Origin of the sequence: Streptomyces sp. NPDC006314 (assembly GCF_040613075.1) — a bacterium.
Taxonomy (GTDB): domain Bacteria; phylum Actinomycetota; class Actinomycetes; order Streptomycetales; family Streptomycetaceae; genus Streptomyces.
In genome coordinates this window covers 330,707-353,607 of sequence record NZ_JBEXRL010000008.1, presented here as the reverse complement: position 1 = coordinate 353,607, position 22,901 = coordinate 330,707, and the positions used below count along the sequence as shown (strand labels likewise).

21 protein-coding genes, 2 rRNA genes and 1 riboswitch are annotated in these 22,901 nt (G+C 70.1%); of the genes, 14 read left to right on the top strand and 9 right to left on the bottom strand.

The genetic code is table 11. The features are described 5' to 3' along the window. The 12 genes from ABZ079_RS17945 to ABZ079_RS17890 all read left to right on the top strand — a co-directional run. Positions 1 to 90: ribosomal RNA gene (locus tag ABZ079_RS17945) — 23S ribosomal RNA — on the top strand; the annotation flags it as partial. Between the two features lie 84 nt (positions 91 to 174). Continuing rightward, positions 175 to 291: ribosomal RNA gene (gene rrf / locus ABZ079_RS17940) — 5S ribosomal RNA — on the top strand. Positions 292 to 399: 108 nt separating this feature from the next. Further along, positions 400 to 1,008, top strand: a complete 609-nt coding sequence (locus tag ABZ079_RS17935) for a CDP-alcohol phosphatidyltransferase family protein (protein WP_356940391.1) — start codon at positions 400 to 402, stop codon at positions 1,006 to 1,008. Positions 1,009 to 1,121: 113 nt separating this feature from the next. Further along, positions 1,122 to 3,617, top strand: a complete 2,496-nt coding sequence (locus ABZ079_RS17930; protein ID WP_356940390.1) for a mannose-1-phosphate guanyltransferase — start codon at positions 1,122 to 1,124, stop codon at positions 3,615 to 3,617. Between the two features lie 179 nt (positions 3,618 to 3,796). Beyond that, complete coding sequence (locus ABZ079_RS17925) at positions 3,797 to 4,702, top strand: DUF881 domain-containing protein (protein ID WP_356940389.1); 906 nt, start codon at positions 3,797 to 3,799, stop codon at positions 4,700 to 4,702. Next, positions 4,699 to 5,031: a small basic family protein gene (locus tag ABZ079_RS17920; RefSeq protein ID WP_003988855.1), complete on the top strand. Its 333-nt coding sequence runs from the start codon at positions 4,699 to 4,701 to the stop codon at positions 5,029 to 5,031. The genes ABZ079_RS17925 and ABZ079_RS17920 overlap by 4 nt, the downstream gene beginning before the upstream one ends. A 4-nt stretch (positions 5,032 to 5,035) precedes the next feature. Continuing rightward, a complete protein-coding gene (locus ABZ079_RS17915) occupies positions 5,036 to 5,908 on the top strand; it encodes a DUF881 domain-containing protein (RefSeq protein WP_356940388.1) in 873 nt (290 codons plus the stop codon). Between the two features lie 190 nt (positions 5,909 to 6,098). Further along, positions 6,099 to 6,929, top strand: coding sequence for an FHA domain-containing protein (locus tag ABZ079_RS17910; RefSeq protein ID WP_356940387.1), 831 nt, complete (start codon positions 6,099 to 6,101; stop codon positions 6,927 to 6,929). Between the two features lie 45 nt (positions 6,930 to 6,974). After that, complete coding sequence (locus ABZ079_RS17905; protein ID WP_356940386.1) at positions 6,975 to 7,712, top strand: MerR family transcriptional regulator; 738 nt, start codon at positions 6,975 to 6,977, stop codon at positions 7,710 to 7,712. A gap of 85 nt (positions 7,713 to 7,797) precedes the next feature. Continuing rightward, positions 7,798 to 8,271 carry a bifunctional nuclease family protein gene (locus tag ABZ079_RS17900; RefSeq protein ID WP_026253112.1) on the top strand — a complete coding sequence of 158 codons (474 nt, stop codon included), beginning with the start codon at positions 7,798 to 7,800 and terminating at the stop codon, positions 8,269 to 8,271. A 271-nt stretch (positions 8,272 to 8,542) separates the two neighbouring features. Further along, positions 8,543 to 9,226, top strand: a complete 684-nt coding sequence (locus ABZ079_RS17895) for a MerR family transcriptional regulator (RefSeq protein ID WP_356940385.1) — start codon at positions 8,543 to 8,545, stop codon at positions 9,224 to 9,226. Positions 9,227 to 9,299: 73 nt separating this feature from the next. Further along, the gene (locus tag ABZ079_RS17890; RefSeq protein WP_356940384.1) at positions 9,300 to 10,790 is read left to right on the top strand and encodes a DNA polymerase IV; all 1,491 of its coding nucleotides are present in this window, start codon (positions 9,300 to 9,302) and stop codon (positions 10,788 to 10,790) included. Here ABZ079_RS17890 and ABZ079_RS17885 read toward each other — a convergent pair. Then, positions 10,712 to 11,083, bottom strand: coding sequence for a PRC-barrel domain-containing protein (locus ABZ079_RS17885; RefSeq protein WP_356940383.1), 372 nt, complete (start codon positions 11,081 to 11,083; stop codon positions 10,712 to 10,714). The genes ABZ079_RS17890 and ABZ079_RS17885 overlap by 79 nt on opposite strands. 119 nt (positions 11,084 to 11,202) lie before the next feature. Continuing rightward, a riboswitch (glycine riboswitch) is annotated at positions 11,203 to 11,297 on the top strand. Positions 11,298 to 11,471: 174 nt separating this feature from the next. Between ABZ079_RS17885 and gcvP the strand changes: the two genes are divergently transcribed. Then, positions 11,472 to 14,357 carry an aminomethyl-transferring glycine dehydrogenase gene (gene gcvP, locus ABZ079_RS17880; protein ID WP_356940382.1) on the top strand — a complete coding sequence of 962 codons (2,886 nt, stop codon included), beginning with the start codon at positions 11,472 to 11,474 and terminating at the stop codon, positions 14,355 to 14,357. Positions 14,358 to 14,429: 72 nt separating this feature from the next. Here the strand turns inward: gcvP and ABZ079_RS17875 are convergent, their stop codons facing one another. The 8 genes from ABZ079_RS17875 to ABZ079_RS17840 all read right to left on the bottom strand — a co-directional run bounded on the left by ABZ079_RS17875 (position 14,430) and on the right by ABZ079_RS17840 (position 20,776). Then, a complete protein-coding gene (locus ABZ079_RS17875) occupies positions 14,430 to 14,858 on the bottom strand; it encodes a TOBE domain-containing protein (protein ID WP_356940381.1) in 429 nt (142 codons plus the stop codon). A gap of 28 nt (positions 14,859 to 14,886) precedes the next feature. Next, on the bottom strand, positions 14,887 to 16,158 hold the full coding sequence (locus tag ABZ079_RS17870) for an ABC transporter ATP-binding protein (RefSeq protein WP_356940380.1): 1,272 nt from the start codon (positions 16,156 to 16,158) through the stop codon (positions 14,887 to 14,889). After that, entirely contained in the window at positions 16,155 to 17,018 is an 864-nt protein-coding gene (gene modB, locus ABZ079_RS17865) for a molybdate ABC transporter permease subunit (RefSeq protein WP_356940379.1), read from the bottom strand. Before modB ends, ABZ079_RS17870 begins: the two co-directional genes overlap by 4 nt. After that, the gene (gene modA, locus ABZ079_RS17860; RefSeq protein ID WP_356940378.1) at positions 17,015 to 17,836 is read right to left on the bottom strand and encodes a molybdate ABC transporter substrate-binding protein; all 822 of its coding nucleotides are present in this window, start codon (positions 17,834 to 17,836) and stop codon (positions 17,015 to 17,017) included. Before modA ends, modB begins: the two co-directional genes overlap by 4 nt. A 403-nt stretch (positions 17,837 to 18,239) precedes the next feature. Then, the gene (locus ABZ079_RS17855; RefSeq protein ID WP_356940377.1) at positions 18,240 to 18,635 is read right to left on the bottom strand and encodes a helix-turn-helix transcriptional regulator; all 396 of its coding nucleotides are present in this window, start codon (positions 18,633 to 18,635) and stop codon (positions 18,240 to 18,242) included. Positions 18,636 to 18,768: 133 nt separating this feature from the next. Then, the gene (locus tag ABZ079_RS17850; RefSeq protein ID WP_356940376.1) at positions 18,769 to 19,302 is read right to left on the bottom strand and encodes a universal stress protein; all 534 of its coding nucleotides are present in this window, start codon (positions 19,300 to 19,302) and stop codon (positions 18,769 to 18,771) included. A 407-nt stretch (positions 19,303 to 19,709) separates the two neighbouring features. Continuing rightward, on the bottom strand, positions 19,710 to 19,916 hold the full coding sequence (locus tag ABZ079_RS17845; protein ID WP_073895228.1) for a DUF5999 family protein: 207 nt from the start codon (positions 19,914 to 19,916) through the stop codon (positions 19,710 to 19,712). 275 nt (positions 19,917 to 20,191) lie between these two features. Continuing rightward, complete coding sequence (locus ABZ079_RS17840) at positions 20,192 to 20,776, bottom strand: hypothetical protein (protein WP_356940375.1); 585 nt, start codon at positions 20,774 to 20,776, stop codon at positions 20,192 to 20,194. Positions 20,777 to 21,342: 566 nt separating this feature from the next. Between ABZ079_RS17840 and ABZ079_RS17835 the strand changes: the two genes are divergently transcribed. Further along, positions 21,343 to 22,860, top strand: a complete 1,518-nt coding sequence (locus tag ABZ079_RS17835) for a glutamate--cysteine ligase (RefSeq protein ID WP_356940374.1) — start codon at positions 21,343 to 21,345, stop codon at positions 22,858 to 22,860. Positions 22,861 to 22,901 lie beyond the last annotated feature (41 nt).

The window sequence follows — 22,901 nt, the reverse complement described above, 5'->3', positions numbered from 1 at the left end:
TCCCAGTAGACGACTGGGTTGATAGGCCAGATATGGAAGCCTGGTAACGGGTGGAGTTGACTGGTACTAATAGGCCGAGGGCTTGTCCTCAGTTGCTCGCGTCCACTGTGTTGGTTCTGAAACCACGAACAGCCCCATGTGCCACACATGGTCCGGTTGTCAGTTTCATAGTGTTTCGGTGGTCATAGCGTGAGGGAAACGCCCGGTTACATTCCGAACCCGGAAGCTAAGCCTCACAGCGCCGATGGTACTGCAGGGGGGACCCTGTGGGAGAGTAGGACACCGCCGAACTCCTTTTACAGCTCCGGCTCTTGGGCATATGCCCGAGGGTCGGAGCTTTTTTGCGTTGGGGTAGGGTCAGGGGGGCATCGTCAGCTCTTTCGCACAGGAGGCCCCCGGGTGGAGGTCCAGGAGACCCGTGTCCAGACAGACCGGGTCCTCACCATCCCCAACATCCTCAGCATGGCGCGGCTCGTTGGCGTACCCCTCTTCCTGTGGTTGATCCTCAGGCCGGAGTTCGGGGGCCCCAACAGCGATGGCTGTGCCCTCCTGGTGCTGGCCTTCAGCGGGATCAGCGACTATCTCGACGGCAAGCTCGCCCGGCGCTGGAATCAGATCAGCAGACTCGGCCGGCTTCTCGATCCCGCCGCCGACCGGCTCTACGTCCTTTCCACCCTGGCCGGCCTCACCTGGCGGGAGATCCTGCCGATCTGGCTCACCGGCCTGCTGCTGGCGAGGGAACTGGTACTCCTGGTGATGGTGGGCATCCTCCGCCGGCATGGGTATCCGCCGCCGCAGGTGAACTTCCTCGGGAAGGCCGCCACGTTCAACCTGATGTACGCCTTCCCTCTCCTGCTCCTCAGTGACGGAACTGGTTGGATCGCGTCACTCGCTGCTATTTTCGGATGGGCGTTCGCCGGATGGGGTACAACTCTCTATTGGTGGGCAGGAGTGCTGTACGTGGTACAAGTCCGCCGTTTGGTTCGTGCGGACGCCATGGCCGATTGAGCTCGGCGATTGCCCTGACGTAACACCTCGATGGCCCGCGGTGGAAATGTGCGGGACAATCTGGACGGGTGAAGTCGGCTAGACCGTCGTCTCTGGAGGAGGACGCTTCCGACATGAAGGCCGTCGTGATGGCCGGGGGCGAAGGCACACGCCTGCGCCCCATGACCTCTAGCATGCCCAAGCCGCTCCTGCCCGTGGCCAACCGCCCGATCATGGAGCATGTGCTGCGGCTGCTCAAAAGGCACGGGCTCACCGAGACCGTTGTCACCGTGCAGTTCCTGGCATCGCTCGTCAAGAACTACTTCGGTGACGGCGAAGAGCTCGGAATGGAGCTCACCTATGCCAACGAGGAGAAGCCACTCGGTACCGCCGGAAGCGTCAAGAACGCCGAAGAGGCGTTGAAGGACGATGCCTTCCTCGTCATCTCTGGCGATGCCCTGACCGACTTCGACCTCACCGAGCTGATCAATTTCCACAAGGAGAAGGGCGCGCTCGTCACGGTCTGCCTGACCCGTGTGCCCAATCCGCTGGAGTTCGGCATCACCATCGTCGACGAGGAAGGCAAGGTCGAACGCTTCCTGGAGAAGCCGACCTGGGGACAGGTCTTCTCCGACACCGTCAACACGGGCATCTACGTCATGGAGCCCGAGGTCTTCGACTACGTCGACCCCGATGTCCCGGTGGACTGGTCCGGCGATGTCTTCCCGCAGCTGATGAAGGAAGGCAAGCCCGTCTACGGCTATGTCGCCGAGGGCTACTGGGAGGATGTCGGCACGCACGAGAGCTATGTGAAGGCCCAGGCCGACGTCCTCGAAGGCAAGGTCGACGTCGACATCGACGGCTTCGAGATCTCCCCGGGCGTGTGGGTGGCCGAAGGGGCCGAAGTGCACCCCGACGCCGTGCTGCGCGGGCCGCTCTACATCGGCGACTACGCGAAGGTCGAGGCCGGCGCGGAGATCCGCGAGCACACCGTCGTCGGCTCGAATGTCGTCGTCAAGAGCGGCGCCTTCCTGCACAAGGCGGTCGTGCACGACAACGTGTACGTCGGGCAGCACAGCAATCTGCGTGGCTGTGTCGTCGGCAAGAACACCGACATCATGCGCGCCGCCCGGATCGAGGACGGCGCGGTCATCGGCGATGAGTGCCTGATCGGTGAAGAATCGATCGTGCAGGGCAACGTCCGGGTCTACCCCTTCAAGACCATCGAGGCCGGTGCCTTCGTCAACACCTCGGTCATCTGGGAGTCCCGGGGACAGGCGCATCTGTTCGGTGCCCGCGGTGTGTCCGGCATCCTGAATGTCGAGATCACGCCGGAACTGGCGGTGCGGCTCGCCGGCGCGTACGCGACGACCCTCAAGAAGGGCTCCACCGTCACCACCGCCCGTGACCACTCCCGAGGTGCCCGAGCGCTCAAGAGAGCGGTCATCTCCGCGCTGCAGGCCAGTGCCATCGACGTACGCGACCTGGAGAACGTGCCACTGCCCGTGGCGCGGCAGCAGACCGCGCGCGGCAGTGCCGGCGGCATCATGATCCGGACCTCGCCCGGCGTGCCGGACTCGGTCGACATCATGTTCTTCGACGGCAACGGCGCCGACCTCTCGCAGGGCAGCCAGCGCAAGCTCGACCGCGTGTTCGCGCGGCAGGAGTACCGGCGGGCGTTCCCGGGTGAGATCGGCGACCTGTACTTCCCGGCGAGTGTCTTCGACTCCTACACCGGGTCGCTGCTGCGGAACGTCGACACGACCGGCATCGCCGAGGCGGGCCTGAAGGTCGTCGTGGACGCCTCCAACGGCAGTGCCGGTCTCGTGCTGCCCAGCCTGCTCGGCAAGCTCGGGGTGGACTCGCTGACCATCAATCCCGGTCTCGATGAGTCCAGGCCGACGGAGACGGAGGAGATGCGGCGGAAGGGGCTGGTGCGGCTGGGCGAGATCGTGGCGTCCTCGGGTGCCGCCTTCGGTGTCCGGTTCGACCCCGTCGGCGAGCGGCTGTCGCTCGTGGAGGAGAAGGGCCGGATCATCGAAGACGACCGTGCGCTCCTGGTGATGCTGGACCTGGTGGCCGCCGAGCGGCGCAGCGGCCGGGTGGCGTTGCCGGTCACCACGACCCGGATCGCCGAACAGGTGGCCGCCTACCACGGCACCCAGGTCGAGTGGACGACCACCTCGCCCGACGACCTCACGCGCGTGGGCGGTGAGGAAGGCGCCATCTTCGGCGGTGACGGCAAGGGCGGGTTCATCGTCCCCGAGTTCAGCAGCGTCTACGACGGCACGGCAGCGTTCGTACGGCTGATCGGGCTCGTGGCGCGGACACAGCTCACCCTGAGCCAGATCGACGCCCGGATCCCGCGTGCGCACGTCCACAAGCGGGACCTGGCGACGCCGTGGGCCGTCAAGGGTCTCGTCATGCGGCGGGTGGTCGAGGCGGCCGGGGATCGCTTTGTCGACACGACCGACGGTGTGCGGGTCGTGGAGACCGACGGGCGCTGGGTGATGGTGCTGCCCGACCCCGCCGAGGCGGTCACCCATCTGTGGGCCGAAGGCCCAGACGACGCCTCCGCGCAGGCCCTGCTGGACGAGTGGTCGGCCGTCGTGGACAGCGCCGGTCGGTGAGTCCTGCGGCAGTGGACGGCAGCCGTCCCGCCACCGCCGTCCGGTGATACCGGTGACGGCTAGGGGCGGCAAAAGCCGCTGCACGCGTGCGTGCCGGACAAGTGTCCCCAAGGGGGCCTGTCCGGCACGCCGGTGGGGCCGTTCGGAGGTACTGCTCGCGACATGCGACGATGTGCGGCATGCCGCAGCAACCCCCCGTTCGGAGCAGCCCCACGCGGCCGCAGCGCCCGGACGCCTCCATGTCGTTGATCACCAACGTCATGGACCACAGCCTCGACGACGGGTATGCCGAGGCCGCTGCCCGGAAGAAGTCCGAGGGCGAAGGTGGCCTGCCGAAGACCCTCAGAGCGAAGCTGGGCCTCGCGGCCGGCCTCGTTCTCGCGGCACTGGTCGTGACCGTCGGGGCGGCGCAGGCGCGGGTGGCGGCTCCCGTGGTGGCCAAGGAGCGCCAGGAGCTGATCGACCGCGTCGACAGTGAGACCGAGGCCGCGGACAAGCTGGAGGGCACCGTCGACAAGCTGCGTGACGAGGTCAGCGCGCGGCAGCGGGCGGCTTTGAGGTCGAGCGGCGGCAGCGCCGAGGCGGAGCTGGTGAGCTTGCTGTCGGGCGCCACCGCGGTGCACGGACCCGGCGTGAGGCTCGTCGTGAACGACGCCAAGGATGCCGGCGGCGGTGATGGGGGCAGCCCTCGGGAGACCTCTGGGTTCTCCGACACCGGCCGGGTGCGCGACCGGGACATGCAGCGTGTGGTCAACGGGCTGTGGGCCTCCGGAGCCGAGGCCGTCTCCATCAACGGGCAGCGGCTGACCGCCCTGTCCGCGATCAGGGCCGCGGGTGACGCGATACTGGTCGACAACAGGCCGCTGGTGCCGCCGTACACGGTGCTGGCCGTCGGCGACGGGGAGAGGCTGAGCACCCGATTCCAGAACACTGCCGACGGGCTGTATCTGCACGCTCTGGAGGAGAACTACGGGGTCCGCGCCACCATCGCCACGGAGGGTGACGTCCGGTTGCCTGCGGCGCCGAGTGTGATCGTACGTACCGCGCAGCCGAACGCCGAGAAAACTGAGAAGGGCACATCGTGATCGCCGTACTGGGCCTCGTCGTGGGAGTCGTGGCCGGCCTGTTGGTCCGGCCGGAGGTTCCGGCGGTCGTCGAGCCTTATCTGCCGATCGCCGTCGTCGCGGCCCTGGACGCCGTCTTCGGTGGTCTGCGGGCCATGCTCGACGGCATCTTCGACGACAAGGTCTTCGTGGTGTCGTTCCTGTCGAACGTGGTCGTCGCCGCCCTGATCGTGTTCCTGGGCGACAAGTTGGGTGTGGGCGCGCAGCTGTCCACGGGTGTCGTCGTGGTCCTGGGCATCAGGATCTTCTCCAACGCCGCGGCGATCCGACGGCATGTGTTCCGGGCGTGAGGCGATGAACAACGAGAGCGGCAACGACAGCCACGACAGCCAGCACGAACGGAACGAGCAGCCGGAGAACCGGCTGCGCAAGGAACTGCCGGCCGAGGTTCCCGCCCCGGTACCCGCAGCCGGGCAGACGTCCGGGGAGCAGCCCGGGGAGCCACTGACCGGTCGGCAGCGGCTGGTCGATGGCCTGTGGCCGCCGCGGGTCACCCGGGCTCAACTCATCGTCGCCTTGCTGCTCTTCGGCCTCGGCTTCGGCCTGGCCGTGCAGGTGGCGTCGAACAGTGACAGCGGCAGCGCGTTGCGTGGCGCACGTCAAGAAGATCTTGTTCGCATCCTCGATGAACTGGATTCGCGTACCCAGCGTCTTCAGGACGAGAAGCAGGGACTGGAGAAACAGCGTCAGGAGCTGCAGAGCAGCTCGGACCAGGCCGCGGAGGCTCGCAAGCAGACCGCCGAGAAGGAGAGGCAACTCGGCATCCTGGCGGGCACCGTGGCGGCTCGGGGTCCCGGCATCACGATGACGATCGAGGACATGAAGGGGACGGTCAAGGCGGACATGCTGCTCGACGCGATCCAGGAGTTGCGCGCGGCCGGTGCGGAGGCGATCCAGGTCAACGGTGTCCGCGTGGTCGCGAACACCTACTTCACGGACTCCGGCAAGTCGGTGAGCGTCGACGGGAACAAGATCAACGCTCCCTATCGTTTCCAGGTCATCGGCAAGCCGCAGGATCTGGAGCCGGCACTGAACATTCCCGGAGGCGTGGTGCAGACCCTGGAGAAGGAGCAGGCCACGGTGACCGTCGAGCGGTCGGACAAGATCGTCGTGGACGCCTTGCGGCAGGCGAAGCGGCCTGACTACTCTCGGTCGTCCTCCCAGTGAACCGGCGGCGCATGGGGAACTTCCGGCACGGGCATGAGGTTGCGGGGGGTCGGCGCACTGAAGGGGTGGTGCGTGGTGGAAACTGTTTGGCGGATACGGACGTTGTGATGATGTCCGGCTCGGCCGGTGTAGGCAATCAGGGTTCGTCCTGCCCCACGGGCGGGTCTGTTTCGGTCAAGGGGAATCGCCCGTGAAGTTGTTTGCGAAGTTGTTCGGCAAGAGCGCGCGAGAGGGCAGCGACAACGCGACCGCTCGCCATCGCGCACAGCCTGACGCGGAAGGCCAGCGTCCGCTGTTCCGGGACCAGGTCGCTGGTCCGGGCGGTGACATTTCCGGTGGTCAGGGCGCGGCGTCTGTTGACCCTGCCCAGTCCGGCGGCATAGGTTTCGGGCAACCGTCAACCTCAGGTACGGGTGGAGGGTTTACCCCCGGCCCGTACGCGTCCAACGCCCCGGCGGGGCAGCCGCGGCAGGAGGATCCGTCCATGTCGGTCCTGGTGTGTACGAGGTGCGGTAACCGCAACGCGGAGAACGCCCGCTTCTGCTCCAACTGCGGCGCGCCGCTGCGTCCCGGAGTGACGCCCGAGCGTGCCTCCGAGACGACGTCCACGATCTCGATCTCCGGCCTCGAGGCCTACGAGGCCGAGGCGACCGGCCAGACCCCGCTGCCCATGCTTTCGCCGGAGGCGCAGGCCGCGGTCGACGCGCTCCCGCTGGGCTCGGCGCTGCTGGTGGTGCGCCGGGGACCGAACTCGGGCAGCCGCTTCCTGCTGGACAGCGACCTGACCACGGCCGGCCGTCATCCGCAGAGCGACATCTTCCTCGACGACGTGACGGTCTCACGTCGGCACGTGGAGTTCCGGCGCGGCCCGGACGGCTCGTTCACCGTGGCCGACGTGGGCAGCCTGAACGGCACGTATGTCAACCGCGAGCGGATCGACCAGGTCGCTCTGTCGAACGGAGACGAGGTGCAGATCGGCAAGTACCGGCTGGTGTTCTACGCGAGCCGGCAGGGCATCTGACCCGCCCCCGGACCGGCGTCCGGGGGCCGGCCCCAGGGAAGGTCCATGCTTCAAACACCGAGCGGCGGTGCCCGAAGCGGTACCGCCGCCAGGGACAGTGTGCTGATGAGCATCGGCACGGTGCTGAACGCGCTGCGTGACGAGTTCCCCGAGGTCACCATCTCCAAGATCCGCTTCCTGGAGTCGGAGGGCCTCATCGAACCGCAGCGGACCCCCTCGGGGTACCGCAAGTTCACCGCCGGGGACGTCGAGCGCCTCGGGCACGTCCTGCGGATGCAGCGGGACCACTATCTGCCGCTCAGGGTCATCCGTGAGCACCTGGACGCCATGGAGCGGGGCGAGGCCGTCCCGCTGCCGCTGGTGGGGCGCCAGCGCACCGCGGACGACGCACCGGAGCCGTCCGAGGGGCGCACGGTGGCCCGGATCGGCAGGGCCGAGCTGCTGGCGGCCGCGGACATCGGCGAGGCGGAACTCACGGAGTGGGAGTCCTACGGGCTCATCGCGCCCCTGGAGGACGGGGCGTACGACGCCGAGGCCGTCACCGTCGCCTCCCTCATCGCCGAACTGGGCCGGTTCGGTATCGAGCCGCGCCACCTCCGGGTGATGAAGGCCGCCGCCGACCGCGAGGCGGGTCTCGTCGACCAGGTGGTGGCCCCGCTCAGGCGCCACCGCAATCCGCAGACCAGGGCGCATGCCGAGGCCCGTACGAAGGAGCTGGCGGCGCTCACGGTGAAGCTGCACGCCGCCCTGGTGAAGACCGCTCTGGGTGTGCGGCTGGCCTGAAGCCACGGGTCCCGGAGCGGCCGGATCGGGCACCTGTTCCCGGCCCGACTACCCAAACGTCCCGACCACGGCCTAGGGTTGCTGTGTGAACGAGCTCGATGTCGTAGGTGTCCGGGTCGAAATGCCCTCCAACCAACCGATCGTGCTCCTGCGCGAAGTGGGGGGCGACCGTTACCTCCCCATCTGGATCGGGCCGGGGGAGGCGACGGCGATCGCCTTCGCCCAGCAGGGCATGGCCCCCGCGCGACCGCTGACCCACGACCTGTTCAAGGACGTGCTGGAGGCCGTCGGCCAGGAGCTGACCGAAGTACGCATCACCGATCTGCGGGAAGGCGTCTTCTACGCGGAGCTGGTCTTCGCCAGCGGGGTAGAGGTCAGCGCCCGTCCCTCGGATGCCATAGCGCTGGCCCTGCGCACCGGAACGCCGATCTACGGCAGTGACACGGTGCTGGACGACGCGGGCATCGCCATTCCGGACGAGCAGGAGGACGAGGTGGAGAAGTTCCGCGAGTTCCTCGACCAGATCTCGCCCGAGGACTTCGGCACGAGCAGTCAGTGAGCGGGAGCCGGTGCGAGGCCGGCCCGCCGCACCAGGCGTTCGCGGGACCGGCCACTGACCGCGCGTAGCCGGGCCGAGCGGGCAATTGCCACCGGCCATTGAGAGCGTCCTGCGGCCCTCCGAGAGGGCATTCGGCTAGCCTTTCCCCGCGGTGGGGCACGGAAAACCACTCCTAGGGTGATTATCACTCGGCGTGCCGAGTGTGGCGATCGTTGACGCGCCCCTGGTGACTGCCTACCGTCGAGAAGGCAGGTCAAGGACGGAGGTCGGCGTGAGAATCAGCGGCGACGGTACGGCTGGGGGTGCCCCGGAACGCGGTTTCGGGGAGAGCGGTCTGTACCCTCCCCCGAGCTCTCAGCTGTGTTCGAGCGGGGGATACCCCCATCACAGCAGCGCGGTCGATCACGCTCCGCAGCGGCCGACGGCGGTGCCGAACGGCGGAGGGGCGGCGTCCATGACGTCCGAGGAGATCGGCTACCGCGGGCCCACGGCCTGCGCGGCCGCCGGCATCACCTACCGGCAACTCGACTACTGGGCCCGGACGGGCCTCGTCGAGCCGAGCGTGCGACCCGCGTACGGGTCGGGCACCCAGCGTCTGTACAGCTTCCGGGACGTCGTCGTCCTGAAGATCGTCAAGCGGTTCCTGGACACCGGTGTCTCGCTCCAGAACATCCGCACGGCCGTCCAGCACCTCAGGGAACGCGGTTTCCGCGACCTTGAGCGGATGACCCTGATGAGCGACGGCGCCACGGTGTACGAGTGCACCTCGCCGGACGAGGTCCACGCCCTGCTCCAGGGCGGTCAGGGCATCTTCGGGATCGCCGTCGGCGTGGTGTGGCGGGACGTGGAAAGCGCGCTCTCCCAGCTGCACGGTGAGCGCGTCGACACGGGCGAGACCCTCGTCGGCCACAACCCCGCGGACGAGCTGGCGCGGCGCCGCAACCGGGCGGTCTGACCACCGGGCCGATCGGGCGCCCTGCGGTGCCACCGCACCATCGATGTCAGTGCCGTGGTGCAGCATCGGACATGTGAGAAACGCGCCCACGATCCTGCATCTCGACATGGATGCCTTCTTCGCCTCGGTGGAGCAGGCGTCCAAGCCGAGCCTGCGCGGCAAGGCGGTCGTGGTGGGCGGGCTCGGACCGCGGGGAGTGGTGGCCACGGCGTCGTACGAGGCACGGGTCTTCGGGGTGCACTCGGCGATGCCCATGGCACAGGCGCGCCGGCTGGCACCCAATGCCGCGTACCTGGTGCCGCGCTTCGCCCTGTACCGGTCGGTCAGCGAACAGGTGATGGCGCTGCTGCGGGAGCTGTCGCCGCTGGTCGAGCCGCTCAGCCTGGACGAGGCGTTCGTGGATCTGGAGGCCGGGGGAGCGGCCTGGGACGAGGAGTCGGCGCGGCTGGCCGGGGTGCAGCTGCGCGCGGACATCCGGACGGTCACGGGACTCACCGGGTCGGTGGGGCTCGCCGCCTCCAAGATGCTCGCTAAGATCGCCTCCGAGCAGGCCAAGCCCGACGGTCTCGTGGTCATCGAGCCGGGGACCGAGCGGGCGCTGCTGGGGCCGATGCCGGTGCGGACCCTCCCGGGGGTCGGGCCGGCCACCGGGGACCATCTGCGCAGGGCCGGGATCACCACGGTCGAGGAGCTGGCCGAGGCCGGCGAGGACGAACTCGTGCGGCTGCTCGGCAAGGCGCACGGGCACGCGCTGTACGCCATGGCGCTGGCCCGCGACGAGCGGCCGGTGGTGGCCGAGCGGGAGGCGAAGTCGGTGTCGGTCGAGGACACCTACGACGTGGACATCCACGACCGGCTGCGGGTCGGCCTGGAGGTGCAGCGGCTCGCCGACCGGTGCGTGCGGCGGCTGCGCGGCGCCGGGCTGTCGGGGCGGACCATCGTGCTGAAGGTGCGGCGCTACGACTTCTCGACGCTCACCCGCTCCGAGACGCTCAGAGGGCCCACGGACGATCCGGCGGTCATCAGGGAGGCGGCCGCGCGGCTGCTGGACTCGGTGGACACCACAGGCGGGGTACGGCTGCTCGGCGTGGGTGTCACCGGACTCGCCGACTACACCCAGGAGGATCTGTTCGCCCAGGCGGCGGGTGAGCGGGCGGCGGGAGACCTCGCCGAGGACGCCGTGCCCGAGGCCGTGGCGGAACAGCCGGAGCCCACCGAGCGTCAGTGGCGTGCCGGGCAGGACGTACGGCACGCCGAGTGGGGCCACGGCTGGGTGCAGGGCAGCGGCCTGGGCCGGGTCACGGTGCGCTTCGAGACACCCCAGTCGGAACCGGGCCGGGTACGGACGTTTCGGGTCGACGATCCGGCGCTGGAGCCGGCGGAGCCGCTGCCGCTGGTTCTGGGGGCCGGCCTTGGGGAGAAACGGCACCGCGACGCCGCCAGTGCCTCGGATGGGCCGCCACGGGGGGACGACTCGGACGGGGATCAGGCCTCCTCCGTACCCGCAAGCCTGCCGAAGTCATGGTCCGGGAACGGGGGAGGTGGGGCCAGGTCGAGTCCGTAGTGGTGGTAGAGCTGGAGTTCCTGCTCGGGGGAGAGGTGGCGGCCCACGCCGAAGTCGGGGGCGTCCTTGATGAGGGCGCGGTCGAAGGGGACCCGGAGGGCGCCGTCGATCAGCTCGCTCGGTTCCAGCGGGACGAAGGCGTCCCGGGAGAACAGGCCGGTGCGTATGGCCGCCCATTCGGGCACGCCGGTCGCGTCGTCGAGATACACCTCGTCGATGGTGCCGATCTTGGCGCCACTGCGGTCGAACGCCTTGCGGCCGATCAGGTTGCGCGGATCGATGTCGGTCTGCACGGCCCCTCTCCCTCCACTTGGTCGCAACTCATCCGTAAGCACTACAAAAGAGCACATTCAAGGAGGCGGCCACTCGAAGGCTCAGGCGTTGACCTCGCTGGTAGGCTGACAACGGCTGCTGACCCCGTGCGGGAGAGTCCTCCGACCACATCGGAGGCGCCGAAGGAGCAAATCCTCCCCGGAATCTCTCAGGCTCACGTACCGCACGGACGAGGTCACTCTGGAAAGCAGAGCGGGTGTCGACGGCTTCCGCTCTCACCGACGGTGAAAGCCGGGACCCTCGGGCACCCGGTGAAGCTCTCAGGTTGAGATGACAGAGGGGGAGGCCGTCCGGGCACCCGCGCCGTGGTGCCCCTCGCAGGTCGCGTCAGACCAGGAGGCCTCCGCAATGACCGCCCATCGCATTCCGCTCTCCGAGCTCGAGCAGGGCATCTCCTTCGAGCAGCGCCACATCGGGCCCGATCAGGAGGCGCGGGCCAAGATGCTCGCGCACGTCGGCTACGGCTCCCTCGACGAGCTGACCGCCGCCGCGGTCCCGGATGTGATCAAGAACGCCGACGCCCTGGACCTGCCGGGCGCCCGTACCGAGGTCGAGGTGCTCGCCGAGCTGCGCTCGCTCGCCGACCGCAACCAGGTCCTCGGCTCGATGATCGGTCTCGGCTACCACGGCACCTTCACCCCGCCCGTCATCCTGCGCAACGTCATGGAGAACCCGGCCTGGTACACGGCCTACACGCCGTACCAGCCGGAGATCTCCCAGGGCCGTCTTGAGGCCCTGCTGAACTTCCAGACCATGGTCGCCGAGCTGACCGGTCTGCCCACCTCCGGCGCTTCCCTGCTGGACGAGGGCACGGCCGCCGCAGAGGCGATGGCGCTGTCCCGGCGCATGGGCAGGAACAAGAAGGGCCTGTTCCTGGTCGACGCGGACGCGCTGCCGCAGACCATCGCCGTCATCGAGACCCGCGCCGAGCCGACCGGCCTGGAGGTCGTCGTCGCCGACCTCAGCGACGGCATCCCGGCCGAGATCGCCGAGCGCGAGATCAACGGCGTGCTGATCCAGTACCCGGGCGCCTCCGGTGCCGTACGCGACATCAAGCCGGTCATCGACCAGGCGCACCAGCTGGGCGCCCTCGTCACCGTCGCCGCCGACCTGCTCGCGCTGACCCTGCTGACCTCGCCGGGCGAGCTGGGCGCGGACATCGCCGTCGGTACCACCCAGCGCTTCGGTGTGCCGATGGGCTTCGGTGGGCCGCACGCGGGCTACATGGCGGTGCAGGAGAAGTTCGCGCGCAGCCTGCCGGGCCGGCTCGTGGGCGTCTCGGTCGACGCCGACGGGCACCGGGCCTACCGGCTCGCGCTCCAGACGCGTGAGCAGCACATCCGCCGTGAGAAGGCCACCAGCAACATCTGCACCGCCCAGGTGCTGCTCGCCGTCATGGCCGGCATGTACGCCGTCTACCACGGGCCGGAGGGGCTGCGGACCATCGCCCGCCGCACCCACCGCTACGCCACGATCCTCGCCGAGGGCCTGAAGGCCGGCGGCGTGGAGATCGTCCACGGCACCTACTTCGACACCGTCACCGCGCGCGTGCCGGGCAAGGCCGCCGAGATCGTCGCCGCCGCCCGCGACAACGGCGTCAACCTGCGACCGGTCGACGCCGACCACGTCTCCCTGTCCTGCGACGAGACCACCAACCGGGCCCAGCTGAGCGCGGTCTTCTCCGCCTTCGGTGTCGAGGGCGACATCGAGGCGCTGGACGCCGCGGCCGAGGAGGCCCTGCCCGAGGCCCTGCTGCGCACCGACGACTACCTGACCCACCCGGTCTTCCACGAACACCGCTCCGAGACCGCGATGCTGCGCTACCTGCGCAAGCTCGCCGACCGCGACTACGCGCTCGACCGCGGCATGATCCCGTTGGGCTCCTGCACCATGAAGCTCAACGCGACCACCGAGATGGAGCCGGTCACCTGGCCCGAGTTCGGCCAGCTGCACCCCTTCGCGCCCGCCGAGCAGGCCGAGGGCTACCTCACGCTCATCCGCGAGTTGGAGGAACGTCTCGCCGAGGTCACCGGCTACGACAAGGTCTCGCTCCAGCCGAACGCCGGTTCGCAGGGCGAGCTGGCCGGTCTGCTGGCCGTACGCGGCTACCACCGCGCCAACGGCGACGAGCAGCGCACGGTGTGCCTGATCCCGTCCTCCGCGCACGGCACGAACGCGGCCAGCGCCGTGATGGCCGGCATGAAGGTCGTCGTCGTCAAGACGGCCGAGGACGGCGAGATCGACGTCGACGACCTGCGGGCGAAGATCGAGCAGTACCGCGACGAACTCGCGGTGCTCATGATCACCTACCCGTCGACGCACGGTGTGTTCGAGGAGCACGTGGCCGACATCTGCGCTCAGGTGCACGAGGCCGGCGGCCAGGTCTACGTCGACGGTGCCAACCTCAACGCCCTGGTCGGCCTGGCCAAGCCGGGCCACTTCGGTGGTGACGTCTCCCACCTGAATCTGCACAAGACCTTCTGCATCCCGCACGGTGGCGGCGGCCCGGGTGTCGGCCCGGTGGCCGTCCGGTCGCACCTGGCGCCGTACCTGCCCAACCACCCTCTGCAGCCGGCGGCCGGCCCCGAGACGGGCGTCGGCCCGATCTCGGCGGCGCCGTGGGGTTCCGCGGGCATCCTGCCGATCTCGTGGGCGTACGTCCGACTGATGGGCGGCGAGGGCCTGAAGCGGGCCACGCAGGTCGCCGTGCTCTCGGCGAACTACATCGCCAAGCGCCTGGAGCCGCACTACCCGGTGCTCTACACCGGCCCCGGCGGCCTCGTCGCGCACGAGTGCATCATCGACCTGCGCCCGCTGACCAAGGCGACCGGCGTGAGCGTGGACGACGTGGCCAAGCGCCTGATCGACTACGGCTTCCACGCGCCGACCATGTCCTTCCCGGTGGCCGGCACGCTGATGATCGAGCCGACCGAGTCGGAGGACCTCACCGAGCTGGACCGGTTCTGCGACGCGATGATCGCCATCCGCGCCGAGATCGAGAAGGTCGGCTCTGGGGAATGGCCCGCGGAGGACAACCCGCTGCGGGGCGCCCCGCACACCGCCGCCGCGCTCGGCGGGGAGTGGACGCACGCCTACAGCCGCGAGGAGGCCGTCTTCCCGGCCGGCGTCTCGGTGGCCGACAAGTACTGGCCGCCGGTGCGCCGTATCGACCAGGCCTTCGGTGACCGCAACCTGGTGTGCTCCTGCCCGCCGCTGGACGCGTACGAGGACTGAGCGAGCGTGTGAGGGCCCCGTCCGTGCCTGGGCGGGGCCCTCGCGTTTCGCCGCGCCGTGTCCGACCAGGCCTCAGGTCTGCTTCGCCGTGGCCAGCGCGACCTCCGTCGACTTGATCAGGGCGACGACATCGGAGCCCACGAAAAGGCCGAGGTCACCGGCCGCGTCCTTGGTGATCGCGGCGGTCAGTTCGCCGCCGTCCACGGTGACCTTCACGGTCGCCATGGCTTCGCCGAGCACGAGGCGGGTGACCGTGCCGGGGAGCTGGTTGCGGATCGACAGGCCCTCGGTCCGGCTGGTGGCGAGGGAGACCTCTGTCGACTTCACCAAGGCCCTCACCGGGTCACCCGGGGTGAGGCCGAGTTGCTCGACGGCCTCCAGGGTGATGGCCGCTGTGAGGGTCTGGCCGCCGGCCAGCCGGACGTTGACGGTCGCCATGACGTCGCCGGGGTGCACCTCGGTGACGGTGCCGGGAAGCTGGTTGCGGATGCTCAGGGTCATGGCCCCCCACCGTAGTGCGGGAGGACGTTCAGGCCGGGTATGCATGCGTCTGCGCCGCTTTGACCGTCGCCCATACCGGCGAGCCGGGGCGCAGGTCGAGTTCGGCGGCGCCGAGGGTGGTGAGGTCGGCGGCGAGGGGGAGCGCGCCGGTGAGGTCGGCGCGGATCTGGTCGCCGTGCGGCTCCAGGCCCGCGACCTCGCAGCGCCACAGGTTACGGGCGCTGGCTCCCGTGGGCCGGTCCCGGAACAGGGTCACCGCGGAGGGTGGGAACGCCACGAACACCGGCCCGGACAGCTCCTCCGTCGTGGTGATCGAGGGCCCGGCGTCGAGCCGTACCGTGTGCCCCGCGGCCTGTCCCCGGTAGAGATTGAGGCCGACGAGCTGCGCGATGTAGTCGGTCCGGGGATGACGGGCGATGTCGGACGGGGTGCCCTCCTGGACGACCCGGCCGTGCTCGACGACCACCAGCCGGTCCGCCAGCACCATGGCGTCCAGCGGATCGTGCGTGACGAGGACGGCGACCGCCTCGAACTCGGCCAGATGGCGGCGGAGCTGGGCCCGGACCTCCAGGCGGGTGCGGGCGTCCAGGGCCGCGAGCGGCTCGTCCAGGAGCAGCAGCCGGGGGCGGGTGGCCAGGGCGCGGGCGAGGGCGACGCGCTGGGCCTGGCCGCCGGAGAGCCGGCGTGGCCTGGCGTCCGCGTGGTCGGCGAGGCCCATGCGGTCCAGCCATGCCGCGGCGCGGGCGCGGGCCTCCGACTTGCCCGCGCCCTGGCAGCGCGGTCCGAACGCCACGTTGTCCAGGGCGGACAGGTGCGGGAAGAGCAGGTAGTCCTGGAAGACCACGCCGACCGGGCGGGACTCCGGGGGCGTGCGCTCCAGCGAGGCGCCATCCAGGCGCAGATGGCCCCCGGAGAGCGGGACAAGGCCGGCGAGGGCGCGCAGGGCGGTGGTCTTACCGGCGCCGTTGGGGCCGAGGAGCGCGACGACGTCGCCGGGGGCGGCGGCGAGCGTGACATCGAGGCGGAAGACGGCGCGGTCGACGACGAGGTGCGCGTCGAGGCCCTCGGTGGACGGTGCCGCGCGGTCGGACGCCGGGTGCGGTCGTGTGGTGGGTGGCCGGCCTTCGGCCGGGACCGATTCCCCACCAGCACCACCATCACCACCAGCACTGCCACCGGCACCATCTGCATCGCGTGCACCCGGCCCCTGTGGGAGTTCAGTGCCGTCGGTGGCCGCGGGTACGGGCGGTTTCTGTGGAGGCTCGGTGCCATCAGTGGCCGGGGGCCGGGTGTTCGTCATGATGCCGTCATCCAACGGTCCCTGAGCCCGGCCAGCACCGCGATCGACACGGCCAGCAGCACCAGGCTGAGCGAGATGGCGGCCTCGGGATCGTTCTGCAGGGCGAGGTACACCGCGAGGGGCATGGTCTGGGTGCGGCCGGGGAAGTTGCCCGCGAAAGTGATCGTCGCGCCGAACTCGCCGAGGGCGCGGGCCCAGGCCAGCATGGCGCCCGCCGCGATGCCGGGTGCGATCAGCGGCAGTGTGACCCGGCGGAACGCGGTGAAGCGCGACGCGCCGAGCGTGGCGGCCGCCTCCTCGTAGCGCGGGTCGGCGGCGCGCAGGGTGCCCTCGACGCTGATCACCAGGAACGGCATCGCGACGAACGCCTCCGCGATCACGACCCCGGCGGTGGTGAACGGCAGCGTGACACCGAACCAGGCGTCCAGCCACGTGCCGATGACGCCGTTGCGGCCCACCGCGAGGAGCAGGGCCACGCCGCCGACGACCGGCGGGAGGACCAAGGGCAGCGTCACCAGAGCGCGCACGAGACCTCGGCCGGGGAAGTCCGTGCGGGCGAGCAGCCAGGCCAGCGGCACGCCGAGGACCAGGCTCACGGCGGTCGCCGCGGTGGCGCTGACCAGGGACAGCTGGAGCGCCTGCCACACCTCGGTGCTGGTCAGCTGGTCCGGCAGGCTGCGCCAGGGCGCCCGCAGGAGCAGCGCGAGCAGGGGCAGCAGCAGGAACGCCAGGGCCAGCACGCCGGGCAGCAGCAGCGGCAACGGCACCCCGCCGCGTCGGCCCCCGGCGCCGACGCGGTGGCGCCGCGGCCGGCCCGTGCGGGGGCCGGTGGCGGCACCGGGGTCGGGGAGCGAGGTCACGGCTTGAGGAACCCGGCCTCGACCAGCACCTTCTGGCCCTCGGCGGACTGCACGAGAGCGATGAACGCCTTGGCGGCCTCGGCGTTCTGCGCGTTCTTCAGCAGGGCGATCGGGTAGTCGTTGATCGCCTTGGCGGACTCGGGGAACTCCACGCCCTCCACCCTGTCACCCGCGGCCCTCACATCGGTCCTGTACACCACAGCCGCGTCGGCCTCCCTCAGCTCCACCTTGGTCAGGGCGCCCCTCACGTCCTGCTCGTAGGAGACCGGGGTGAGTTTGAGCCGCCCGGCGTCCAGGGCCTTCTGGGCGGCGGCGCCGCACGGCACGGTCCTGTCGCACAGGACGACCTTCAGGCCGGACGCGGTGAGGTCCTTGAGGGAGGCCACCTTGTGCGGGTTGCCCGGCAGGGTGGCGATCTCCAGTTGGTTGCGGACGAAGGTGGCCGGCCTGCCGACAGCCTCCTTCTTGTCCGTCACGATCGTCATGGTCTTGGGGCTGGCGGCGGCGAAGACGTCCGCCGGGGCTCCGCCGGTGATGTTCGCGGCGAGCGTGTCGCTGCCGCCGAAGCTGAAGCTGACCTCGGTGCCCGGATGCTGGTGCTCGAACCGCTTGCCCAGGGTCGTGAAGCTCTCCTTCAGGGACGCGGCCGCGAACACGGTGACCGTGCCGGACAGCTGCGGGGATGCCGACGTGCCCGACGAACCGGAGGAGTCCTTCGAGTCGGATGACGCGGAGCAGGCGCTGAGTGCCATCAGAGCGGCCGCCCCCGCACCGGCCAGCCGCAGCATCCGCCGGGTCCGGCGCACGGAACGGGTCATCACGGATCTCCTCCTCAGGTTCTGTGAACGACGGTCGCGCCCTGACGGCCGGGCATCGGCCATGCGGCGATGATAGTGCCGCATCTGCGAGGAACAAGTCTCCTGTCGCATCGCATGAGCCGCGTGCTTATGGCGTGCAGCTTGCATGTGCGTTTGTACGGTACCCCGGCGGGTGCGGTCCTTCGCCCGGCGTCTGGTACGACCCGCCCGGCTGACCGTGCCGGACCTGCCGCGCCGGCACGCGGCATGACGAACGTCAGCTTCGAGCGCGCGACCGGCGGCATCCCGCACCACCGGTTCCCGCCCTTCGCCGACGCGCCCCTACGGCAGCGACAGCTCGGTGAACCGAAGGCCCGAAGTGCCGGGCCGTCGCCGGAGAGCGCCAGTGGCGGCAGCCGGCCGGTCAGACACGGTCGATGTGCACGTTGGTCGACTTCACGCGCGCGGTGGCCTCCATGCCGACCTCAAGGCCCAGTTCCTCGACCGCTTCGCGGGTCAGCAGTGACACCAGCCGATGCGGGCCCGCCTGGATCTCCACCTGGGCGGCGACATCCCCCAGCTTGATCGCGGTGACGATGCCGGGGAAGGCGTTGCGTACGGAGGTGTAGGGGGCGTCCTCCTCGCCGCCGCCCGCCTTGGCCAGTTCGACCGAGAACGCGGCGAGATCGCGGCCGTCGATGAGACGCCGGCCGGCGTCGTCGCGGTGCGTGGCCATCCGGCCCGCGTCGGCCCAGCGGCGGGCGGTGTCCGGACTCACGCCGAGCAGCCGAGCCGCCTGGCCGATCGTGTAGGACTGCATGCCGGTCACGATAGGGCCAAGCGCCGGGAACCGCGGACGTGGGTTGGCCGTTGGGTGTCACGCCTCCGCTTTCCGGCACAAGTCCGGCACGGGGGCGGAGCGGCCTCTTCGGTCATCCGGCGCCGGGCCGCTCTCACAACCCCCGCGTATCCATGCGCCGATGCCAGGTGTTGCGCCGGTGGACGGACAGCAGCTCGGTCTCCAGGGGGGAGGGGGGCACCGCCAGGACCGGGCAGACGGCGTGGGCCAGGCAGTGCCGGGAGACCCGGCCGGAGAAGGCGCGCTGGAGGCCGCGCCGCCCCGCACCCACCACCAGCACGTCGTTCTCCCGGTCCGCGGTCGCCACCAGCGCCCGGCCCGGGGTGCCGCGGACGATGACCGGGTGCATCGGCACACCGGGGCCGCCCGCCCCGAAGATCTCGTCCAGTACCGAGGCCAGCCGCTGCTTGGCCAGCCGTTGCCACTCCTCGACCGGCAGACCGGCGGCGGGGGAGCGTCGTGCGGCGGGATCACCGCCCGGTGGTTCCCAGGCCAGCACCGGCCATAGGTCGGCTCCCAGTCGGCGGGCCAGCGCGGTGGCCCGCCGCAGGGCCGTGACGCTGCCCAGAGAACCGCTCACACCGACCACCACACGGGCGGGGGTCGCCGAGGTGTCGTAACCGGACATGACTCCACCGTTCGTTGCGCAGGGGCGTCACCGGGTGGCTCCCGCGGGCGTGCCCGCCGGCGAGGCCCTCGCTCCTCCTTCCATCCCACTCCCGCACGGGTGATTCGACCAGCCGGGGCGGTAGGGTCTCACCGCCGGCGCCACCAAGGGGTGAACTTCCACAGACAAGGACTGGCACCATGCCGCGGGCACGTCTCGGACTCGAAGGCGGGTGCGGCTGCCCGCGACCGAGGAGAAGTCCGGCCCAGCGGGCGAGCCGTTACCGGACCTCATCCAGGCCCGCCCGGCCGTGCGTCGCGGCGCTGCGGTGATGTCCGAGTACGGTCGGTAGCCGACCCCGGACACACGTCGGGGCCGGTGCGCACCGGATGTGTGCGGGCCGGCCCCTCAGGTCGCTCGCGCCGTGCTCAGGCGGCGGTCATCACCCGCTCCGCACCGAGCGGGCGGTGCGGAGCGATGATCCGGCCGTCGGGCAGCAGCTCACCGGTGTCCTCGAAGAGGAGGACGCCGTTGCACAGCAGACTCCATCCCTGCTCCGGGTGGTGCGCCACGAGGCGGGCGGACTCCCGGTCGGCGGACTCGGCTGGCGGGCACGGTGGCTGGTGCTGGCACATGGGTGGGATCTTTCGCTGTGTCGTGGTCATGTCCGTCCCCCGTGGTGATAAGTCGGTCGGAACCCAGTGTTGCCCTCTGGGCGTCATTCCGCAGGGATTTCGCAGCACCGCTTCTCTCAGTTGAGGACGCGTCACCCACACGGACGGTTCAGTCCAACTGCACTGTCCCTTTGGGTGGTTCGCCGTGGTCGGAACGGGCTAGTCCGCACGGCGCCGCCCGGCGAAAACAGTCGTACCCCGCTTCCCTTCCGGGCAGCGGGGTACGCGGGTGTCGTTCAGGCAGGTGAGCCGAGCAAGGGGAGGGGAGTCGCCCGATGGGTCAGCACCGGAAGCAACTCGGCGACCCGGAAGGGCCGGTGCGCCGATATGCCGGGCGGTGCCGGGGCCAGCGGGACGAGCAGATCGGTGGCGGCCGGGTGGCCCTCCGAGCCGTCGGCGGCGCAGTCGCCGTGCAGCCACAGGGTGAGCATGTACAGACCGGGCACGGACAGCAAGCGTGCCTGGTACGGCTGTTGCAGCGTCTCCGCCTGCTGCAGGGCGCGCTCGGTGGAGGCGACGTACGGGCCCTCGAAGAAGTGCGAGAAGGTCCAGCCGTCGGGGGTGAGCATGGTCTCCGCCGCGGCCACCGCCCGGTCGCCGCAGCGGATCAGGAAGCGCCAGCCGGCCAGTCGTGTCGCGGACAGGCCTTGGGCGGTGATCCGGTCCAGCACATGGACGGGCAGTGGGAGTTCGGGTGTCGCCGGGCCCTGCGCGGCGCGCAGGGAAGGAGTACGGGCCTCACGGACCGCGGTCGGAGAGCCGAGGGCGGTGAGGACGGAGCGCAGGGCGGGCGCGGGGGCAGGGGGCACGTGCAGCGGCATGTGGGTCGCCTCTCAGTCGACAGGCGCGGCGGCGCGAGGAGGGTGGGGCGGACGGCGCTGTCTGCTCACGGAAAGGCCGGAGGGGTGGGGGCCCGGGTCGGTGAACGAGGTGCGGCTCGGCCCGCCGCCCGTCGTGGTGACGGCAGGAACACGGCAGGAACCAGGACCGAGGGCGCCAACCTTCTGCCTTGTGGGCGAAGTTTATACGACGCATGTTCGGCCGTAGTTTCGGCTATCCGATTTCGGTAAGTAGCGCAAGGCGCTATCGGGCCGTCGATTTGCGGGACTCATCCCGATTCTCGCACGCGCTCCTCGATGCTGACCTGGCGATACGCGCCGGTAGCGGTCGGCCGAATGTCGTCGGCGTTTTTCACGAGGCGTTCGGGGCACTCGAAGGTGCACGTTGCGGCATGCCCCGTGAATGTGCCGCGGGGAACATTCGACAGAGTAGCGGGCGTCGGGCCCGCGCGGGACGTTATCGATCGCTTCCGCTGGGCATCATCCCACCTGACCCGGGAGCCCGGCGGCCGGATCATCGGCCCGCCCATCCGAGGAAGGACACTTCGATGGGGGAGAAGGTCGTGGCAGGGCAGTTCGACCTGTCCGATCGCCAGCGCTACCGCGAAAAGCTCCAAAAGTGCCTGACGGGACTGGAGCGACTGCTGGTCGAGAAGCGATTCGACCGCCCCAAGAACCTCATGGGGGTGGAGATCGAATTGAATCTCGCGGGCTCCGACGGCATGCCGAAAATGTTGAACGGACAGGTACTCGAGCGCATCGCGAGCCGTGACTTCCAAACAGAACTCGCCATGTTCAACCTGGAAGTGAACATTGCGCCACACCGATTGGGCGGCAGGGTATTCGACCGGCTCGCCGAGGAACTCCGTACCTCTCTCGCGTACGCCGACCGGAAGGCCGGTGAGGTGGACGCGGGAATCGTCATGATCGGCATCCTGCCCACGCTGGACCGGGACGACCTGGTCTCCTCCAACCTCTCCGAGGTCGACCGCTACACCCTGCTGAACGACCAGATCGTGGCCGCGCGCGGGGAGGACTTCCGGCTCGACATCGACGGCGTGGAGCACCTCGTCTGCACCTCCAAGTCGATCGTCCCCGAGGCCGCTTGCACCTCCGTCCAGCTGCACCTCCAGGTGACACCGGGCCGGTTCGCCGACGTGTGGAACGCGGCGCAGGTGGCGTCCGCCGCGCAGATAGCCGTCGGCGCCAACTCGCCGTTCCTCTTCGGTCACGAGCTGTGGTGCGAGTCCCGGCCGCCACTGTTTCTGCAGTCCACCGACACCCGGCCGCCCGAGCTGCAGGCACAGGGGGTACGACCGCGCACCTGGTTCGGGGAGCGGTGGATCTCCTCCGCCTACGACCTGTTCGAGGAGAACCTGCGCTACTTCCCGGCCCTGCTGCCGCTGTGCGACGACGAGGAGCCGCTGGAGGTGCTGGACGCGGGCGGCGTACCCAAGCTCGCCGAACTCGCCCTGCACAACGGCACGATCTACCGCTGGAACCGGCCGGTGTACGGCATCGCGGACGGTGTCCCGCACCTCAGGGTGGAGAACCGGGTGCTGCCGGCCGGACCGACCATCACCGACGTGATCGCCAACGCGGCCTTCTACTACGGCCTGGTGCGTGCCCTAGCCGAGGACTCGCGGCCGGTGTGGACCCGGCTGCCCTTCGCCGTGGCCGAGGCCAACTTCGACGCGGCGTGCCGGTACGGGATCGACGCGCGTTTCGTGTGGCCCCGGCGGGGACGCTACGGCGGCACGGGCGAGGTCGACGCCGTCACCCTGGTCCGCGACGAACTGTTGCCACTGGCCTCCGCCGGACTGGACGCATGGGGCGTCGAGGCCGCCGACCGGGACCTCTACCTGGGCGTCATCGAGGAACGCTGCCGGCGACGGGTCAACGGCGCGTCCTGGCAGGCGGCCACCTTCCACCGGGCGCTCGAGCAGGGCCTCACCCGCGATGCGGCCCTGGCGGCGACGACGCGGCGCTATGCCGAGCTGATGCACGTCGGTGAGCCGGTGCACACCTGGCCGGTGGGCCTGCCGGAGCCGGTGCCGCTGGGATGAGAACCGACGGTGCGGGGCGCGGGCCGGAGCGGTCGCGGGGC

Bases quoted from the DNA above. Each gene is read 5' to 3' on its own strand.
- ABZ079_RS17930 (WP_356940390.1), top strand. From the start codon at position 1,122: ATGAAGGCCGTCGTGATGGCCGGGGGCGAAGGCACACGCCTGCGCCCC.
- ABZ079_RS17925 (WP_356940389.1), top strand. From the start codon at position 3,797: ATGCCGCAGCAACCCCCCGTTCGGAGCAGCCCCACGCGGCCGCAGCGC.
- ABZ079_RS17915 (WP_356940388.1), top strand. From the start codon at position 5,036: ATGAACAACGAGAGCGGCAACGACAGCCACGACAGCCAGCACGAACGG.
- ABZ079_RS17905 (WP_356940386.1), top strand. From the start codon at position 6,975: ATGCTTCAAACACCGAGCGGCGGTGCCCGAAGCGGTACCGCCGCCAGG.
- gcvP (WP_356940382.1), top strand. From the start codon at position 11,472: ATGACCGCCCATCGCATTCCGCTCTCCGAGCTCGAGCAGGGCATCTCC.
- ABZ079_RS17875 (WP_356940381.1), bottom strand. From the start codon at position 14,858: ATGACCCTGAGCATCCGCAACCAGCTTCCCGGCACCGTCACCGAGGTG.
- ABZ079_RS17870 (WP_356940380.1), bottom strand. From the start codon at position 16,158: ATGACGAACACCCGGCCCCCGGCCACTGATGGCACCGAGCCTCCACAG.
- modA (WP_356940378.1), bottom strand. From the start codon at position 17,836: ATGACCCGTTCCGTGCGCCGGACCCGGCGGATGCTGCGGCTGGCCGGT.
- ABZ079_RS17855 (WP_356940377.1), bottom strand. From the start codon at position 18,635: ATGCAGTCCTACACGATCGGCCAGGCGGCTCGGCTGCTCGGCGTGAGT.
- ABZ079_RS17850 (WP_356940376.1), bottom strand. From the start codon at position 19,302: ATGTCCGGTTACGACACCTCGGCGACCCCCGCCCGTGTGGTGGTCGGT.
- ABZ079_RS17845 (WP_073895228.1), bottom strand. From the start codon at position 19,916: ATGTGCCAGCACCAGCCACCGTGCCCGCCAGCCGAGTCCGCCGACCGG.
- ABZ079_RS17840 (WP_356940375.1), bottom strand. From the start codon at position 20,776: ATGCCGCTGCACGTGCCCCCTGCCCCCGCGCCCGCCCTGCGCTCCGTC.
- ABZ079_RS17835 (WP_356940374.1), top strand. From the start codon at position 21,343: ATGGGGGAGAAGGTCGTGGCAGGGCAGTTCGACCTGTCCGATCGCCAG.